The organism is Phycicoccus sp. Soil803, assembly GCF_001429685.1.
GTDB lineage: Bacteria > Actinomycetota > Actinomycetes > Actinomycetales > Dermatophilaceae > Pedococcus.
This window is the reverse complement of sequence record NZ_LMST01000001.1, coordinates 1758233-1774569: the sequence shown is the minus strand read 5'-3', so window position 1 is coordinate 1774569 and position 16337 is coordinate 1758233. Positions and strand designations below refer to the sequence as shown.

The window sequence follows — 16337 nt, the reverse complement described above, 5'->3', positions numbered from 1 at the left end:
AAGTTCGGGTCAGATTCTGCGAGAGGTCAGGGCGCGGTCAGCGAGCGATCGCCTCGAGCTCTACCTCCGGGTCGGCCAGCTGGTCGCGGTCCACGACCGTGCGCGAGCGGATCAGCGCCTTGATGCCGTCGCCGACGTCCCACACGTTGACGTTCATGCCGGCCACCACGCGGCCCTCGCGCAGCCAGAACGCGACGAACTCCCGGTCGGCCAGGCTCCCCCGGACCACCACGTCGTCGTCGGGGCCCCCCAGCCCGTGGTACTCCATGCCGAGGTCGTACTGGTCGGTGAAGAAGTAGGGCAGCTCGGGCTCCGGGCCGTCCTGGTCGAGCATCGCGGCAGCCACGACGTCGGGCTGGTTGAGCGCGTTGGCCCAGTGCTCCACCCGCACGCGGTGGCCTAGGAACGGGTGCTCGACGTTGGCGAGGTCACCTGCGACGAAGATGTCGGGGTCGCTGGTGCGACCGACCGCGTCGGCGCTCACCCCGTTGTCGACCGCGAGGCCGGCCGCCTCGGCGAGCGCCACGTTGGGGGCCGCGCCGATGCCGACCACCACGGCCTCCGCGGGCACGACGGAGCCGTCGGCGAGCCGGACCCCGCTCGCAGCGCCGTCCGAGCCCTCGATCGCCTCGACGGTGATCGAGGTGCGCAGGTCAACCCCGTGCTCGCGGTGCAGGTCGGCGAAGACCTGGGCGACCCGTGACCCGAGCACCCGCACCAGCGGCAGCTCCAGGCTCTCGAGCACCACGACGTCCGCGCCCGCCTCGCGCGCGGCCGACGCCACCTCGAGGCCGATCCAGCCGCCCCCGATGAACACCAGCCGCGCGCCGGGCTGCATCAGCGCGCGGATCCGGTCGCTGTCCTCGATGGTCCGCAGCGACAGCACCCCACCGAGGTCGTGGCCGGGCAGGGTGAGCGTGCGTGGCGAGCTGCCGGTGGCCAGCAGGAGCCGGTCGTATGCCGTGCGCTCACCGTCCGCGGTGACGACCTCCCGGGCGTCGCGGTCGATCGCCGTGACGGTGGTGCCGGTGCGCACCTCCACGTCGTGCTCGGCATACCACTGACGGGTGTGGACGTAGGCCTCGTCGAGGCCCTCGCCGGTCTTGAGGTAGCCCTTGGACAGTGGCGGGCGCTCGTAGGGCAGGTGCTCCTCGGTCCCGAAGACCACGATGGACCCCTGGAAGCCGCGCTCCCGCAACGCCTCCGCGCCCTTTGCCCCGGCGAGCCCGGCACCGACGATCACGAACCTGCGCTGGTCAGCCATACCCTCATCCTCTGCGCAGGTGCACCGGTGGCGCCAGCCGGGACAGCGCCACCGCGCCCGCGAGCAGTCCCACGTCACGGAGGGCGACGTCGTAGTAGTCGCCCAGCGTCAGGAGATCCACGATGATGCCGGCCAGCCAGGCCGCGACGACGAGGCCCCCGAGTCGCGGTGCGAGGGCGACGAGGAGCCCGGCCACGACCTCGGTCACACCGACCGCGTACATCGCCTGTTGCGCCGTCCCCGGCACCAGGTCGTCGATCCACGGCGCGAGGTAGCCGGGCCAGTCGGTCAACAGGTTGGTGAACTTGTCGAGGCCGAAGAGGATCGGCGCGACGGTGAAGGCGGTCCGCAGGAGGAGGAAGGCCTGCCTGGCTCCCGCTGGAGCCGCGACGGCCTCGGGGGCTGGTGCTGCGGTGGTTGACCGGGTCGTGTCCATGAGTTGCTCCCACTTTCTTCTATCGGAGTGATATTTTGACTTTACGACCGCGCCACCGAATTAGTCAATGAATCTGTCTTTTAGAAGAACCCAGGGAGAGGCCCATGACCACCAGTGACGACCTGACCGTCCTCGGGGCGCTCGCCGAGCCGTCGCGACGGGCGCTCTACGACCACGTCGCCGCGGCCGATTCCCCGGTCAGTCGCGAACAAGCCGCGCAGGCGGTGGGGCTGCCGGTCCACTCGGCGAAGTTCCACCTCGACCGGCTGGTGGAGGAGGGCCTGCTGGACGTCGAGTTCAAGCGGCTGTCCGGCCGGTCCGGCCCGGGCGCCGGCCGGCCGACCAAGCTCTACCGCCGCTCGGGTCGCACGCTCGACGTCTCCCTGCCCCCACGACGCTACGACCTGGCCGGGGCCATCCTCGCCGAGGCCTTCGACGCGGTGACGGTCACGGGCGGGGCGCTCCGCGACGCGGTCGCGACGGCCGCCGCCACGACCGGGCGGGAGCTCGCGGCGCAACCCCCAGCGCCACGGGCTCGTCGCCCGCTGGCCAGGGTGGCACAGCTGTTGGAGCGGTACGGCTACGAGCCGCGCCTCAGTCCGGACGGCACCGAGCTGGCCCTGGACAACTGCCCCTTCGACCGACTGGCCAGGGAGCACACCGACCTCGTGTGCTCGCTGAACCTCGCCCTGGTCGAGGGCGCCGTCGACGGGCTGGGCTGCCCCGAGGTGCGCCCTCGGCTCGACCCGACCCCGGGGCACTGCTGCGTCCGGGCCACCACGACCACCTCGACCTGACCGGCACAACAGCAAGCGGGCCGGCCCACCGAATGGTGGACCGGCCCGCTCGTCATGTGTTTCAGTCGATCAGCCTGCGGCGTCCTCGGACGTGGCCGGGGCCGCGCCCTCCGGGGCGTCGCCGCCACGGTCGCTGTCGCCCCGGTCGTCGCCACGCCCGCCACGACGGCGGTTGCGGCTGCGACCACCCTCGCGACGCTCGCCACGGTCCTCGCGGGGTGCCTCGTCGGCGCTGGCCTCGGAGGCCGGGGCCTCGTCGGAGTCGCCAGCCTCGGCGTCGCCACCCTCACCCTCGGCCAGGACGGCCGCCAGGGAGAGCTTGCCGCGCGGGTCGATCTCCTTGAGCTCGACCTGGACCTTCTGGCCGACGGCCAGGACGTCCTCGACGGCCTCGATCCGCTTGCCACCGACGAGCTTGCGCACCTCGGAGATGTGCAGCAGGCCGTCCTTGCCCGGCAGGAGGGAGATGAACGCACCGAACGTCGTGGTCTTCACCACGGTGCCCAGGAAGCGCTCGCCGATCTCCGGCATCTGCGGGTTCGCGATGGCGTTGATCTGCGCACGGGCCGCCTCGGCCGAGGGGCCGTCGGTCGCACCGATGTAGATCGTGCCGTCGTCCTCGATCGAGATCTGGGCGCCGGTCTCGTCCTGGATCTGGTTGATCATCTTGCCCTTCGGCCCGATGACCTCGCCGATCTTGTCGATCGGGACCTGCACCGAGATGACGCGAGGAGCGAAGGGGCTCATCTCGTCGGGTGCGTCGATGGCCTCGTTCATGACGTCGAGGATGTGCAGGCGCGCGTCGCGGGCCTGGGTGAGCGCGCCGGCCAGGACCGACGCGGGGATGCCGTCGAGCTTGGTGTCGAGCTGGATGGCCGTGACGAACTCGCGGGTGCCGGCGACCTTGAAGTCCATGTCACCGAACGCGTCCTCGGCGCCGAGGATGTCGGTCAGCGCGGCGTACTGCGTCTCACCGTCGACCTCGTCGGACACCAGGCCCATCGCGATGCCGGCGACCGGGGCGCGCAGCGGCACACCGGCGTTGAGCATCGAGAGGGTGGACGCGCAGACCGAGCCCATCGACGTCGAGCCGTTGGAGCCGAGGGCCTCGGACACCTGACGGATCGCGTAGGGGAACTCCTCGCGGGTCGGGAGCACCGGCATGAGCGCACGCTCGGCGAGCGCTCCGTGACCGATCTCGCGACGCTTCGGCGAACCCACCCGACCGGTCTCACCGGTGGAGTAGGGCGGGAAGTTGTAGTTGTGCATGTAGCGCTTGCGCGTCACCGGCGACAACGTGTCGAGCTGCTGCTCCATGCGGAGCATGTTCAGCGTGGTGACACCCATGATCTGGGTCTCGCCACGCTCGAAGATGGCCGAGCCGTGCACGCGCGGCAGGACCTCGACCTCGGCGCCCAGGGCGCGGATGTCGGCGAGGCCACGGCCGTCGATGCGGACCTTGTCGCGCAGGATGCGCTGACGGATCAGCTTCTTCTGCACGGACCGGTAGGCCGCGGACAGCTCCTTTTCGCGACCCTCGAACTCCGCGGCGAGCTTCTCCTTCATGGAGTCCTTCAGCTCGTCGATCCGCTCCTCGCGCTCCTGCTTGCCGGCGATGGTGAGCGCCTGCGCCAGGTCGTCCGAGGTCGCGGCCTCGACGGCGGCATACGCGTCGTCCTCGTAGTCGAGGAAGATCGGGAACTCCTGGACCGGCTTGGCGGACTTGCTCGCCAGCTCGGCCTGGGCTTCGCAGAGGACCTTGATGAACTTCTTGGCGGCCTCGAGGCCCTCGGCGACGACCTCTTCGGTCGGGGCCTGCTTGCCCTCGTTCTTGACCAGGTCCCAGGTGGACTCGGTGGACTCGGCCTCGACCATCATGATGGCGACGTCGTCACCCGCGACCCGGCCGGCGACGACCATGTCGAAGGTCGAGCGCTCGATGTCGGAGAAGTTCGGGAACGCGACCCACTGGCCGTCGATCAGGGAGACGCGGACGCCACCGATCGGACCGGAGAAGGGCAGACCCGAGATCTGCGTGGAGGCACTGGCCGCGTTGATGGCGAGCACGTCGTACTGGTGGTCGGGGTTGAGCGCGAGCACCGTGATGACGACCTGGACCTCGTTGCGCAGACCCTTGGTGAAGGTCGGGCGCAGCGGGCGGTCGATCAGGCGGCAGGTGAGGATCGCGTCGGTCGACGGACGACCCTCGCGGCGGAAGAACGAGCCGGGGATCTTGCCCGCGGCGTACATCCGCTCCTCGACGTCGACCGTCAGGGGGAAGAAGTCAAAACCCTCGCGAGGGGACTTCCCGGCGGTGGTGGTGGAGAGGAGCATCGTGTCCTCGTCCAGGTAGGCGGCGACTGCGCCACCGGCCTGCTTGGCCAGGCGTCCGGTCTCGAACCGGACCGTGCGGGTGCCGAACGAACCGTTGTCGATGGTTGCTTCGGCGAACTGGATCTCTGGACCCTCCATGGGCCCTCCTTCTCTTCAGTTGAGAGTTCTGTCTCTCATACGACCCTGTGCATCGTCGTTGTGCACGGGTTCTTCTTCGGGGTGGTGCTGTTCTTCGGGTGGTGCTCTCGGGCGGCACGGGTGCCACCCTCATGCGAGAGGGACGGTCCTCGTGGTGAGGACCGTCCCTGTCGAATGCTTAGCGGCGCAGACCGAGGCGCTTGATCAGCGAGCGGTAACGCTCGACGTCGACGCTCTCGAGGTAGCGCAGGAGCCGGCGGCGCTGGCCGACCAGCAGCAGCAGGCCGCGCCGGCTGTGGTGGTCGTGCTTGTGCTGGCGGCTGTGCTCGGTGAGGTCGAGGATGCGCTGCGTAAGCATCGCCACCTGGACCTCGGGGGAGCCGGTGTCGCCCTCGTGCGTGGCGTACTCGGACATGATCTTCTGCTTGACGTCTGCGCTCAACGGCATGGGTCGGCACTGCTCCTTCGTGTGATCGTTGCGCGGTGCGCCAGGGCTGGTTCACCTGGGCTCTCTGAATCCGCGGCCGGTCTACGGCGGTCCCAAGGCTACCAGCGGCGTGCTGCACCCCCCTAATCGCCGGTGCCGCCGACACGGTCAGCTGCGCGCGACCGCCAGCTCGCGCTCCGGCTCGGGGCTGCGAAGGGCTGCGCGCGCGTGGAGGACGTGCCTGGCCGGGCGCTCGACCAGCACGTGCATCAGCCACGCGGCGGCACCCAGCGCCAGCACGAGCGCGACGACGGCCAGACCCGCCGACCACCAGGCGTCGTCACCCCACTCGCGCAGCCACGTCACGACCGGCCGCATCAGGTAGTGCGTCATGTAGAGGCAGTAGGACGCCTCCCCCGCCGCGACCATGAGTGGGGTCGACAGCCAGGCGCCGACCCACCCGCCGGCCGAGGCCACGACGGCGACCACGAGCCCCATCACCGGAGCCATCCAGTAGTCGCCCGACGAGAGCGCCGGCACGAGCGCGACCGCCACCACCACGAGCGGAAGCACCGGCGCCAGCCGACCCAGGGCCAGGCCACCGCGCACCCACGCCAGGCACAGGAACATCCCGGCGACGAACTCCCCCAGGATCCGCACGTAGAACATGTGCTCGAGGTTGCCGTTGGGCAGGGCGAGCCCGGCGAAGACGGTGAGCATCGCGGCATACGAGAGGACGGCGAGCAAGAGCGAGGTGCGCGCCTGCACCACCCGCGCGACGAGCACGAACAGCAGCGGCGCGAGGAGGTAGGCGAACCATTCCGACGCGATCGACCACGCGGGGCCGTTGAAGCTCGGGCGGTCGTTGAACCAGTTGTGCACCATCAGCACGTTCTGCCCGTATGCCGCGGGCGTGCGACGGTGCCCTCCCTCACCGGTGCCGAGGGTCCCCATCGCGACGGCCATCGCCAGGTCGATGTTCAGCGCGACGAAGTGCACCGGCCACACGCGGGCGAACCGGTTGCGCACGAAGGAGGAGGCCGACCCCCGCGAGAAGGTGCGCATCGAGTCGGCGTAGTTGTACGCGAGGATGAAGCCGCTCAGGGGGAAGAAGAGGTCGACACCGAGGTACCCGGCCCGCATGAAGGTGTCGGCGGGCAGCGTCCACGGCGCGAGCGCCTCGAGGTCGGCGCGGTAGTGGAAGAGCACCACCCACGTGGCGGCCAGCACGCGCAGTCCGGTCAGCGCCGGGAGCGGGGAGCGACGCTCCGGGGTCCCTGGCGTCGTCGTGGCGGAGGTCAGGAGCTGTCCCCGGACGTCCACTCGTCGGCGCGGATCGCGTAGATGGCCAGGTCGGTCCACCGTTCCTTGAACCAGGACCCCTGCTCGAAGTACGCCTCGCGCCGCATGCCGAGCCGCTCGCAGATCCGCGACGACCCGGTGTTCTCCGGCTCGAGCTGCGCCCAGACCCGGTGCGCCCCGATCTCCGTGAACGCGACCTCGGCCAGCGCGCGGGCCGCCTCGGTGGCGTAGCCCTGCCCCTGCACGTCGGGCGTGAACACCCAGCCGAGCTCGACCTGCTTGCCGTCGGAGCCGTCGAGCCCGTTGAGGGCCAGCATGACGTCGCCGATCACCCGTCCGCCGAGGTCGACCGCGAGCGTGAGGTGGGTGCGCTTCTCGTCGACCAGGCCGGCCGTCGTCGAGTGGGCGACGAGGTCGGACACCTGCTCGCGGTCCCGTGGCTCCCCCGGGATGTACCGCACCACGTCGGGCTGCGACCGGTAGGCGTGCACGTCGTCGACGTCGCGCGGCAAGAAGCTGCGCAGCACGAGTCGCTCGGTCGTGATCGGCAGGCTGACGCGCGGCATACCGGGTCCTCCGAACTGTCCGCGGACGGACGGTGGGGTGCGGTCAGAGGTTGATCATGTGGCCGGCGATGCCCTCGACGGCTTCCTTGACGGCCTCCGACAGGGTCGGGTGGGCGAAGACGTTGCGGGCGACCTCGTCGGCGGTGAGGTCCCACTTCTGGGCGAGCGTCAAGGCGGGCAGCAGCTCGGTGACGTCCGGGCCGATCAGGTGGGCGCCGATGATCTCGTTGTGGGTCGCGTCGGCGACCACCTTGACGAAGCCGACGGCGTCGCCGAGGCCCATCGCCTTGCCGTTGGCCGAGAACGGGAACTTCGCGACCTTGACGTCGAAGCCCTTCTCCTTGGCCTGGGCCTCGGTGTAGCCGAACGACGCGATCTGCGGCTGGCAGTAGGTCGCCCGCGGGATGAAGTCGTACTCGACGGGCATGGTCTCCGCGCCCGCCATGGTCTCGGCGGCGACGACGCCCTGGGCCTCGGCGGTGTGGGCCAGCATGAGCTTCCCGGTCACGTCGCCGATGGCGTAGACGTTGTCGATGTTGGTGCGGCAGTGGTCGTCGATGACGATGGCGCCCCGCTCGGTGGCCACGCCGAGCGCCTCGAGGCCGTAGCCCTCGAGGCGCGGCGCGAAGCCGATCGCCTGGAGCACCTTGTCGGTCTCGATGACCCCCGAGTCGCCGCCGGCCGCCGGCGAGACGGTGACCTTGACCTTCTCGCCGCTGTCGTCGATCGACTCGACCTTGGTGGACAGCAGGACGGTGACACCGAGCTTCTTGTAGTGCTTGAGCAGCTCCTTGGAGACCTCGGCGTCCTCGGTCGGCACCATCCGGTCGAGGAACTCCACGATGGTGACGTCGACCCCGAAGTTCTTCATCACGTAGGCGAACTCGACGCCGATGGCCCCCGAGCCGGCGATGACGATCGAGCCGGGCAGCTGGTCGGTGAGGATCTGCTCCTCGTAGGTCACGACCCGGTCGGACAGCGAGGTGCCGGGGATCAGGCGGGTGGTGGCTCCGGTCGCGATGATCAGCTTGTCGAAGGTGACCGTCTGCTTCTCGCCCGAGCTCAGCGCCACGTCCATCGAGGTGGGGCTGGTCAGGGTGCCCCAGCCGTCGATCTCGGTGATCTTGTTCTTCTTCATCAGGAAGTGGACGCCCTTGACGATCCCCGCGGACACCGCGCGCGAGCGGGCGTGGGTCGGGCCGAACGACATCGTGGCGTCGCCCTCGATCCCGAACTTGTCCTTCTCGTGGGTCAGGATGTGGCTGAGCTCGGCGTTGCGCAGCAACGCCTTCGACGGGATGCAGCCGACGTTGAGGCAGACCCCGCCCCAGTACTTCGACTCGACCACTGCGGCCCGCAGGCCCAGCTGGGAGGCGCGGATCGCCGCGACGTAACCGCCAGGACCAGCACCGAGAACTACGACATCGAAGTCAGCCATGCGCGCCAGCCTACTGACTCGTCCGACGAGTCCCCACTTCGCCCGTGCCTAGCGCAGGGTGCGCAGGACGTCGTGGATGGCGCGAGCCGCGGGGGCCGCGGCCTCGGCGCCGGTCCCGCCCTGCGAGACCACGACCGCGACGGCGTACCTCGGTCTGGTGGTCGGCGCATAGGACACGAACCACGAGGTGTCCTGCTGGTCGAACGCCTCGGCGGTGCCCGTCTTGCCCGCCACCGGCCACTGCGCCAGCGGGAAGCCGGCAAAGGCACCCCGGGCCGTGCCGTGCGTGACGACGCCGCCGAGCGCACCGCGCAGGAAGGCGAGGGTGCCGGGCGGGAACCGCACCGTCCCCGCCTTCACCGGCGCCACCTTCCGCGTCGCCCCACCGGGCGTGACGAAGGCCCGCGCCACCTCCGGCTTCCAGAGCGTGCCGCCGTTGGCGATCGCGGCGTAGACCTGGGCCATCTGGAGCGGGGTCACCGTGATGTCGCCCTGGCCGATCGCGAAGTTGGCGGCGTCCCCGGCCCGGAACTGGAAGCCGGTCTGACAGTTCTCGACGGCCAGCTGCTTGAGGTATGCCGCGCGGCTGGGGTCCGTGGCAGCCACCTCCGGGTAGCCGGACCGGGCCCGTCTGCAGGTGTCGGCCCTGGTGTCGGCCCACTGGCTCTGCTTCCACTGGCGGTCGGGGATCCGGCCGGCCTGCTCGCCGGGCAGGTCGATGCCGGTCCTGCGGCCGAGCCCGAACCGGTCGGCCATCTCGACGAACGGGTCCTGCGCGTCGGACTTCGCCGCGAGGCCGCCCTGCGCCAGCCACGACCGGTAGGCGAAGTCGTAGAAGATCGTGTCGCAGGAGACCTCGATGGCCTTGCGCAGCGGGATGGGTCCGTAGGCCCGCGACTCGAAGTTGGCGAACCTGCGGTTGCCGATCGTGTAGCTGGAGGTGCAGTTGTACGTGCCGCCGAGGGAGTTTCCTGCCGCGACTGCGGCCGGCAGGCTGACCACCTTGAACGTCGAGGCCGGTGAGAACGCCGCCGAGGTCACCCGTGAGACCAGTGGTGTGCCGGCCTTCGGGTCGGTGAGCCGGGCGAGCTCGGCGGCGCCGAGGCCACCGGTCCACACCTGCGGGTCGTAGGACGGGTAGCTCGCCGCCGCCACCACCGCGCCGGTGGTGACGTCGAGGACCACGGCGGCGGCCGAGTCGGCCCGGTCGCCCCGCTTCCGGGCGTTGGTGACTGCGGTGGCCAGGGCCTGCTCGGCGGCCGACTGGACGCGGGCGTCGAGGTTGGTGACGAGGTCCTGCCCCGGCACCGGGTCGGCGTGCGCGAGCTGGCTCGTGACGATCCCGCGGGGGTCGACCGCGACGGTGGTCGTGCCCGGCGTGCCCCGCAGCTGCTGGTCGTACTGCTGCTCCAGGCCGGAGCGGCCGACGAGGTCGAGGTCGCCGATCGCGCCCTTAGACGTCCTGACGTCGTCGGCGTCGGAGCGCCCCAGGTACCCGAGGAGGTGGGCGGCGTTGACGGTCCGCTCGGCGGGGTAGTCCCGCACGGGCTCGGCGGAGACGCCGACGCCCGGGTAGCGGTCCGGGCGCTCGAGGAGGCTGAGGGCCTTGCGGGGATCCACGCCGCTGACCAGCGGGATGGGCACGTAGGCGGAGCCCGCCCAGCAGACCGGCGCGGGCGGCGCTCCCGCGACGCCGCACAGCTGGGTCCGCCCCCACAGCTGCTCGAACGGGGCGCCCACGACCTTCGCCACCCGCCCGACGAGGTCACGGCCACCGTCGGCGGAGTCGACGAGCACGGCCCGGTCGACCGTGACGACGGTCTCGGTGGTGTTGTCGACCAAGGGCGTGCCGGTGCGGTCGAGGATCCTGCCCCGCACCGCCGCTTCGGTCACGGTGCGCGTGTTGACCGTGGCCGCGGCTGCCCGGTAGTCCGCGTGGCCGGCGATCTGCACCTGTCCCAGCCGCCCGAGCAGGGCGCCCATGAACGCCAGCACGACCAGGGCCAGCACCCAGACCCGCGGCGAGTGGTCGGCGCGGGTGGCCGGGAGCCTCATCCTCGACCCCTGGCCAACCGCTGCTCGCAGCGCACCAGGACGGGGACGAGGACCGCGCACAGGAGGACGGTCAGGAGGAGCTCCACGCCCACCACCGGCCACTGCACCGGCGCACCGGTCAGGGCCGCGACGGCCAGCCGCCCCGTCGTGACCACCACCGCGGCAGACGCACCGACGGTGGCGATCCAGCCGAACGGTGTCTGGCCCTCGCGGCGGCCCGCGCCGGCGACGAGGCCGGCCGCGGCATACAGGAGGGCTGCGGTGCCGAGCACCGCGGAGCCGGGGGGCATCAGGTCGACCAGCCAGCCGCCGACCAGCCCGAGGATGGCTCCGCGGGACGGCCCCACCCAGAGCGCCCCGGCCACGACGACCGGGAGGACGAGGTCGGGCAGGGCGAGCTGCGTGCGCGCCGAGAGGACGACCGAGGTGACGGCCGCGAGCAGCAGGAGCAGGCTCCGGAAGGTCAGCGTCAGCGACGGCAGCGGCACGGCCTCACCCCGTCGCCGTGCTGGGGGTGCGTGGCGTGGTGCGCGGGCCGGTGAGCAGGACACCGACGACGTCGAGGGTGGTCAGGTCCACGGCGGGCCGCACCGACGCGGTCGGCGTGAGGTCACCGGGCGCCTCGTCGACGTCCTGCACCGAGCCGACCTGTAGACCTGCCGGGAAGGGAGAGCCACCGACGCTGCCCAGGGTGGTCACGGCATCGCCGCTCCGCACCGTGCCGCGCTCGACGACGGTGAGGCTGAGCTGCCCGGCAGGGCGGTGCTGGGGACCGCGAGCGCCGCTGCCCACCGAGCCCAGCGTGCCCGCTGCGCCGACGCGGACGCCGACGACCAGGTCGGCACTGCCGACGAGGAGCACGTCGCAGGTCCACGGCGACACCGCCACGACGCGGCCGACCAGCCCCTCGGCGGCGACCACCGACAGGTCGGTCCGCACCCCGTCGCGGGCCCCGAGGTCGAGGGTGACGCGCTCGGGCCCGGCAGCCCCCTGGCGCCCGACGCCGACCACCCGAGCCGGCAGGAAGGTGCTCCCCGCGAGGTCGGGCGCCCCGGAGAGGGCGGCCAGCTCACGGGACTCACGGGACTGAGCGACGAGCTGGTCGCGCAGCACCCCGGCGCGGGCCTCGGCCGCGCCGACACCGGCGGCGTCGGCGCCCGGCGACAGGAACCGCTCGACCGGTCCGAACGCCGCACCCCCTGCGGCCCGCAGCTGCCCCGCTCCCGGGCCGCCTGCGACGTCGACCCCGAGCAGGACCAGGGTCAGGGCCAGCAGCACCACGAGGAGCCGGCGGCGAGAGGTGTCACGCATCCGTCACCTGCGCCGGTCAGAAACGGCGGGTGTCGATGAGGACCCGCTCCAGTGTCGAGAACTCCTCCACGCACCGCCCGGAGCCGCGCACGACGGCCCGCAACGGGTCGTCGGCGACCCGCACCGGCACGCCGAGCTCGTGGCGGAGCCGCTCGTCCAGCCCACGCAGGAGCGCTCCTCCGCCGGTGAGCGTGACGCCGTTGTCGAGGATGTCGCCGGCGAGCTCGGGCGGGCACACGTCCAGGGTGGCCCGCACCACGTCGACGATCTGCAGGACCGGGGCCTCGATCGCGCGGCGCACCTCCTGGCTGGTGATCGTCACGGTCTTCGGGAGCCCGCTCACCAGGTCGCGACCCCGCACCCGGGTGCTGGTCTCCTCGCTGAGCGGGAACGCGGAGCCGGCCGCCACCTTGATGTCCTCGGCGCTGCGCTCGCCCAGCAGCAGGGAGTACTCGCTCTTGACGTGCGCGATCACCGCCTCGTCGATCTCGTCGCCGCCGACGCGCACCGACCTGGCCGTCACGATCCCGCCCAGGCTGATCACGGCGACGTCGGTCGTGCCGCCCCCGATGTCGACGACCATCGAGGCTGACGTCTCGTTGACCGGGAGGCCGGCCCCGATCGCGGCGGCCATCGGCTCCTCGATCACGTAGACCCGGCGAGCGCCCGAGCGCACCGCCGCGTCCTCGAGGGCCCGGCGCTCGACCCCGGTGACCTCGCTCGGGACGCACACCACCATCCGCGGGCGGACCAGCCGCGACGGGCGGACCTGGTCGACGAAGTACCGCAGCATCTGCTCGGTGACATCGGCGTCCGAGATGACGCCGTCGGCCAGCGGGCGCACGGCCCGGACGTGCCCGGGCGTGCGCCCGAGCATCTCCTTCGCCCGGGTGCCGGCGGCGATCAGCCGGCCGGTGCCCGCCTCGACCGCCACGACCGAGGGCTCGTCGAGGACGACGCCCCGACCGCGCTCGTAGACGAGGGTGTTGGCGGTGCCGAGGTCGATGGCCAGGTCCCTGCCCATCGTCATCCAGCCGCGCGCACCGCTCCTCACGCCGCGATGCCAGGTCGGCGGCTCCCCGCGATCGGGGAGCCGCGCCCGAGCCACCCCGAGGATGGTGCGGGTGTGACTGGTGTGACCAAGACTCGCCTCGGTCGAGGTGAACCCGCAGGTGATCACCGGCGGGTTCACCTCGAATCGGCGGGTGTGCCGCGGGGGTCCTCAGGCGGCCAGGGCCGCCGCCTCCCGGACCGGCTGGGCCACCTCGCGGGGCTGGCGCATCGCGGCCCGCAGGCGCCAGGCGGCGAACACGGCCACCAGGCTGATGGCCACGTGCAGGCCGATGAACAGGCTGCCCAGCCCGGCGCCGAGGACCACCCCGGCGACCAGTGGCCCCACGGCCGAGAACCCGGTCTGCAGCGCCGTGAACATGCCGAGGGTGGTGCCTACCAGCCCGGACGGGGCCAGGCTCGCGGTCAGCGGGTTGAGCACCGGCGCGTACATCGTCTCGCCGACGGCGAAGATGCCGAAGGTCGTCACGAACAGCGCTGCCGAGAGCTCGGGGCTGAGCGACGCGGCGGCCAGCACCAGCCAGGACACGGTCCAGATCGCGCCCACGCCCATGAGCAGGGTGGCGCCACTGCGCTTCGCCGTCAGCCGGACCACGAGCATCTGGAGGGCGATGATGACGACGCAGTTGACCGCCGCGGCCAGGCCGATGGTGGTCTCCTGGACGTGCAGGACGGTGAGGGCGTAGGCCGGGAGGCCCGACTCGAACTGGGCGTAGAAGCCCAGCGCCAGGGTCACCGTGATGAGGGCGGTCCACCGCAGCGCCGGGATCGCCCAGATGGCCCGCAGCGCCTCGCGCGGGCTGGTCGACCCGACGCCCTGGGAGGTGAGGCCGGGCTCGTCGACCGAGCCGACCGGCATACCCCAGCGGCGGGCACCGGCCGCGACGAGCAGGACACCCGAGACGAGGAAGCCGACGGCGGCGGCGGCGAACGCCGGCCACATGCCGGTGGCGCGGTCGAGGTCGACGACGTAGCCGGCCGCGAACGCGCCGACCGCCATGCCGAGCGCCTGCCCGGTGAACTGCCACGCGAAGACCTTGCGGCGGTCCGCCCCGCCCACCCAGCGCAGCACGAGGACGGACTGGGCCGGACCTGCGGCGGTGATGCCGAGGCCGAAGACGAACATGCCGACGAGGAAGGAGACGGGACCGTTCGCCCAGATCAGCGACGCGGCTCCCGCTGCGGCCACGACCTTGGCGGCCACGGCGACGGTCACCGGTGAGATGCGGTCGGCCAGCCGCCCGCCGACGGGCGCGGCGAGCAGCGCGCCCACCGAGAACAGGCTCGACGCGGCGGCCGCGACGAGGGCGCCCCAGCCACGCGTGGTGGCGGCGTAGGCGTACTGGTAGGGCAGCACGGTGCCCCAGCCGAGCATGGCTACGGCTGAGGCGATGATCAGGAGGCGGGCGCGCATGGGAGGTCACAGTTCTTCGAGTCCGAATATTTCGATATCGAAATCTTAGCAGTCGAAAACTTAGCATGTGAAGATGGAGCCATGCCTCCCCGCGGAAAGCGCGCCCCGAGCGCCCAGGAGCAGTACCAGGAAGCCGTCGCGACCTACGTGGCGGCCGGCGGTGACGAGTCGGTGCAGCGGGTCATCACGGCGGTGAACTCGATGAGCCGCAAGCTCGAGCAGTGGTACACCCGCCAGCTGGTCGACCTCGACCTGTCGCACGGCGAGTGGTCGGTCGTGGCGCAGCTGGCCACCGCCGACGGCGCCCCCATGACACCGAGCCGCCTCGCCGACGCCAGCAACGTGGCGGCGTCCTCGATGACCCACCGGCTCGACAAGATGACCGAACGCGGCCTGGTGCGCCGCTCCCCCGACCCCGACAACCGCACCCGCGTGCGCGTCGAGCTCACCGACCAGGGCTGGGAGCTGTTCGGTGCCGCCGTGCGCGAGGCGAACGTCGTCGAGTCCGACGTCCTCGCGGGCCTGACCCGCAAGGAGCGCAGCCAGCTGGCCGCGCTCCTCGAAGTGGTGATCAGCAGGCTCGACGACCTCGAGACGCCGTAGGACCTAGAGGTTCGGGAACCAGATCGCGATCTCGCGGGCGGCCGACTCCGGGGAGTCAGAGCCGTGGACGATGTTCTCCTGCACCTTCTTGCCCCAGTCGCGGCCGAGGTCGCCGCGGAGCGTGCCGGGCAGCGCCGCGGTCGGGTCGGTGGCACCGGCCAGGGCCCGGAAGCCCTCGATGCAGCGGTTGCCCTCGATGACGATCGCGGTGACCTGGCCGCTGGACATGAACTCGACGAGCGGCTCGTAGAACGGCTTGCCCTCGTGCTCGGCGTAGTGCTTGGCGAGCTGCTCCCGGGTCGGCGTGGTGATCGCGAGCGCGGCCAGCGTGTAGCCCTTCGCCTCGATGCGGCGCAGGACCTCGCCGGAGAGGCCGCGGGCGAACCCGTCGGGCTTGACCAGGACAAGGGAACGTTCGGTCTGAGTCGTCACGGCGCCAGCCTACCGAGCCGCAGAGGCCCGGTCCCGCTCGGCCACCTGGTCCTCGACCCGCCGGCACAACACCAGCGAGCCCACCCACAGCACGAGGAAGATGACCCCGACGCCGATCATCGCCGGCACCACCACGGCGCTCGCGAAGGTGAGCACCTGGATCAGCCAGCCCAGCGTGACGCCCCACGGGCGCCGCATCAGCCCGGCGGCGAGGAAGCACAGCAGCGCCAGCCCGACCCCGGTCCACAGCCACGCATGGCTGCGGCTGTCACCCTCGGCGCTGGCAAGCCCGCGCGCGACCAGGGCCCCCAGGAACACGACGACTCCCTGGCTGCCCAGCACGGTGGCCAGCATCCGCCAGGTGAACGTGCCGAGGGACCCGTAGAAGACGATCCCCTTCATCGACCACCCCGGCCGTTGTCACGGAACCTCGTGACCAGCCAGAAGACGACCGCCACCACGAGGACGAGCACCACGAGCTTTCCCATGCCTCGAGCGTATGCCGTGCGGTCACGGCCGCGTGCAGGCACCGGAACGGCGTACTGTCAGAGCACGGAGTCATTCAGGCTTCCTAGCGCTGGGAGCACAGCCATGGCCGACAAGTCACCTCGACAACACCTGGCCAAGAAGGCGGGCAAGTCCATCAAGGAGAAGCGCGCCGAGAAGCACGCGAAGGCCGACGCGAAGACCCACCTCGACGTGGGCCAGATCGGCAAGAAGTAGCGCACCGGATCGGCACGTCGCCTCAC

The 16337-nt window shown here is 71.5% G+C and carries 17 protein-coding genes; 3 read left to right on the top strand and 14 right to left on the bottom strand.

Annotated elements, in window-relative coordinates; all coding sequences use genetic code 11:
• Window positions 1-37: 37 nt before the first annotated feature.
• Both ASG95_RS08125 and ASG95_RS08120 read right to left on the bottom strand, forming a co-directional pair.
• The gene (locus ASG95_RS08125; RefSeq protein ID WP_057377140.1) at window positions 38-1264 is read right to left on the bottom strand and encodes an NAD(P)/FAD-dependent oxidoreductase; all 1227 of its coding nucleotides are present in this window, start codon (window positions 1262-1264) and stop codon (window positions 38-40) included.
• 4 nt (window positions 1265-1268) lie between these two features.
• Window positions 1269-1700, bottom strand: a complete 432-nt coding sequence (locus tag ASG95_RS08120) for a DoxX family membrane protein (RefSeq protein WP_057377139.1) — start codon at window positions 1698-1700, stop codon at window positions 1269-1271.
• A 104-nt stretch (window positions 1701-1804) separates the two neighbouring features.
• On the opposite strand from ASG95_RS08120, the gene ASG95_RS08115 reads away from it, so the two are divergent.
• Window positions 1805-2497 (top strand): metalloregulator ArsR/SmtB family transcription factor, encoded by a 693-nt coding sequence (locus ASG95_RS08115; RefSeq protein ID WP_057377138.1) that lies wholly within the window; start codon window positions 1805-1807, stop codon window positions 2495-2497.
• 69 nt (window positions 2498-2566) lie between these two features.
• Here the strand turns inward: ASG95_RS08115 and ASG95_RS08110 are convergent, their stop codons facing one another.
• From ASG95_RS08110 to ASG95_RS08065, 10 genes are all read right to left on the bottom strand, one after another.
• On the bottom strand, window positions 2567-4969 hold the full coding sequence (locus ASG95_RS08110; RefSeq protein ID WP_057377137.1) for a polyribonucleotide nucleotidyltransferase: 2403 nt from the start codon (window positions 4967-4969) through the stop codon (window positions 2567-2569).
• Window positions 4970-5147: 178 nt separating this feature from the next.
• Complete coding sequence (rpsO, locus tag ASG95_RS08105; RefSeq protein ID WP_056923573.1) at window positions 5148-5417, bottom strand: 30S ribosomal protein S15; 270 nt, start codon at window positions 5415-5417, stop codon at window positions 5148-5150.
• A 147-nt stretch (window positions 5418-5564) separates the two neighbouring features.
• Window positions 5565-6719, bottom strand: a complete 1155-nt coding sequence (locus tag ASG95_RS08100; protein ID WP_057377136.1) for an acyltransferase — start codon at window positions 6717-6719, stop codon at window positions 5565-5567.
• Window positions 6695-7264 carry a GNAT family N-acetyltransferase gene (locus tag ASG95_RS08095; protein ID WP_056923576.1) on the bottom strand — a complete coding sequence of 190 codons (570 nt, stop codon included), beginning with the start codon at window positions 7262-7264 and terminating at the stop codon, window positions 6695-6697. The genes ASG95_RS08100 and ASG95_RS08095 overlap by 25 nt, the downstream gene beginning before the upstream one ends.
• Before the next feature lie 43 nt (window positions 7265-7307).
• Window positions 7308-8702, bottom strand: coding sequence for a dihydrolipoyl dehydrogenase (gene lpdA, locus ASG95_RS08090; RefSeq protein ID WP_057377135.1), 1395 nt, complete (start codon window positions 8700-8702; stop codon window positions 7308-7310).
• A 48-nt stretch (window positions 8703-8750) separates the two neighbouring features.
• Window positions 8751-10757, bottom strand: coding sequence for a penicillin-binding protein 2 (gene mrdA, locus ASG95_RS08085; RefSeq protein WP_082592432.1), 2007 nt, complete (start codon window positions 10755-10757; stop codon window positions 8751-8753).
• The gene (locus tag ASG95_RS08080) at window positions 10754-11245 is read right to left on the bottom strand and encodes a hypothetical protein (protein WP_057377134.1); all 492 of its coding nucleotides are present in this window, start codon (window positions 11243-11245) and stop codon (window positions 10754-10756) included. Before ASG95_RS08080 ends, mrdA begins: the two co-directional genes overlap by 4 nt.
• Before the next feature lie 4 nt (window positions 11246-11249).
• Window positions 11250-12068 carry a rod shape-determining protein MreC gene (mreC, locus tag ASG95_RS08075; RefSeq protein WP_057377133.1) on the bottom strand — a complete coding sequence of 273 codons (819 nt, stop codon included), beginning with the start codon at window positions 12066-12068 and terminating at the stop codon, window positions 11250-11252.
• 16 nt (window positions 12069-12084) lie between these two features.
• Entirely contained in the window at window positions 12085-13098 is a 1014-nt protein-coding gene (locus tag ASG95_RS08070; protein ID WP_057378809.1) for a rod shape-determining protein, read from the bottom strand.
• 192 nt (window positions 13099-13290) lie between these two features.
• Window positions 13291-14553, bottom strand: a complete 1263-nt coding sequence (locus tag ASG95_RS08065) for an MFS transporter (RefSeq protein WP_056923581.1) — start codon at window positions 14551-14553, stop codon at window positions 13291-13293.
• Between the two features lie 81 nt (window positions 14554-14634).
• Here ASG95_RS08065 and ASG95_RS08060 point away from each other — a divergent pair, with 81 nt between their 5' ends.
• A complete protein-coding gene (locus ASG95_RS08060) occupies window positions 14635-15156 on the top strand; it encodes a MarR family winged helix-turn-helix transcriptional regulator (RefSeq protein ID WP_056923582.1) in 522 nt (173 codons plus the stop codon).
• Window positions 15157-15159: 3 nt separating this feature from the next.
• Here ASG95_RS08060 and ndk read toward each other — a convergent pair whose 3' ends face one another.
• Complete coding sequence (ndk, locus tag ASG95_RS08055) at window positions 15160-15588, bottom strand: nucleoside-diphosphate kinase (protein ID WP_057377132.1); 429 nt, start codon at window positions 15586-15588, stop codon at window positions 15160-15162.
• A 9-nt stretch (window positions 15589-15597) separates the two neighbouring features.
• Window positions 15598-15990: a DUF4233 domain-containing protein gene (locus ASG95_RS08050; protein ID WP_056923584.1), complete on the bottom strand. Its 393-nt coding sequence runs from the start codon at window positions 15988-15990 to the stop codon at window positions 15598-15600.
• A 189-nt stretch (window positions 15991-16179) separates the two neighbouring features.
• Here ASG95_RS08050 and ASG95_RS22205 point away from each other — a divergent pair, with 189 nt between their 5' ends.
• A complete protein-coding gene (locus tag ASG95_RS22205) occupies window positions 16180-16311 on the top strand; it encodes a hypothetical protein (protein WP_255358323.1) in 132 nt (43 codons plus the stop codon).
• Window positions 16312-16337 lie beyond the last annotated feature (26 nt).

Coding starts and splice junctions, on each gene's coding strand:
- ASG95_RS08060 (WP_056923582.1), top strand. CDS start 14,635: ATGCCTCCCCGCGGAAAGCGCGCCCCGAGCGCCCAGGAGCAGTACCAG.
- ASG95_RS08125 (WP_057377140.1), bottom strand. CDS start 1,264: ATGGCTGACCAGCGCAGGTTCGTGATCGTCGGTGCCGGGCTCGCCGGG.
- ASG95_RS22205 (WP_255358323.1), top strand. CDS start 16,180: ATGGCCGACAAGTCACCTCGACAACACCTGGCCAAGAAGGCGGGCAAG.
- mrdA (WP_082592432.1), bottom strand. CDS start 10,757: ATGAGGCTCCCGGCCACCCGCGCCGACCACTCGCCGCGGGTCTGGGTG.
- ASG95_RS08095 (WP_056923576.1), bottom strand. CDS start 7,264: ATGCCGCGCGTCAGCCTGCCGATCACGACCGAGCGACTCGTGCTGCGC.
- ASG95_RS08065 (WP_056923581.1), bottom strand. CDS start 14,553: ATGCGCGCCCGCCTCCTGATCATCGCCTCAGCCGTAGCCATGCTCGGC.
- ASG95_RS08115 (WP_057377138.1), top strand. CDS start 1,805: ATGACCACCAGTGACGACCTGACCGTCCTCGGGGCGCTCGCCGAGCCG.
- ASG95_RS08050 (WP_056923584.1), bottom strand. CDS start 15,990: ATGAAGGGGATCGTCTTCTACGGGTCCCTCGGCACGTTCACCTGGCGG.
- mreC (WP_057377133.1), bottom strand. CDS start 12,068: ATGCGTGACACCTCTCGCCGCCGGCTCCTCGTGGTGCTGCTGGCCCTG.
- ASG95_RS08070 (WP_057378809.1), bottom strand. CDS start 13,098: ATGACGATGGGCAGGGACCTGGCCATCGACCTCGGCACCGCCAACACC.
- ASG95_RS08110 (WP_057377137.1), bottom strand. CDS start 4,969: ATGGAGGGTCCAGAGATCCAGTTCGCCGAAGCAACCATCGACAACGGT.
- rpsO (WP_056923573.1), bottom strand. CDS start 5,417: ATGCCGTTGAGCGCAGACGTCAAGCAGAAGATCATGTCCGAGTACGCC.
- lpdA (WP_057377135.1), bottom strand. CDS start 8,702: ATGGCTGACTTCGATGTCGTAGTTCTCGGTGCTGGTCCTGGCGGTTAC.
- ASG95_RS08120 (WP_057377139.1), bottom strand. CDS start 1,700: ATGGACACGACCCGGTCAACCACCGCAGCACCAGCCCCCGAGGCCGTC.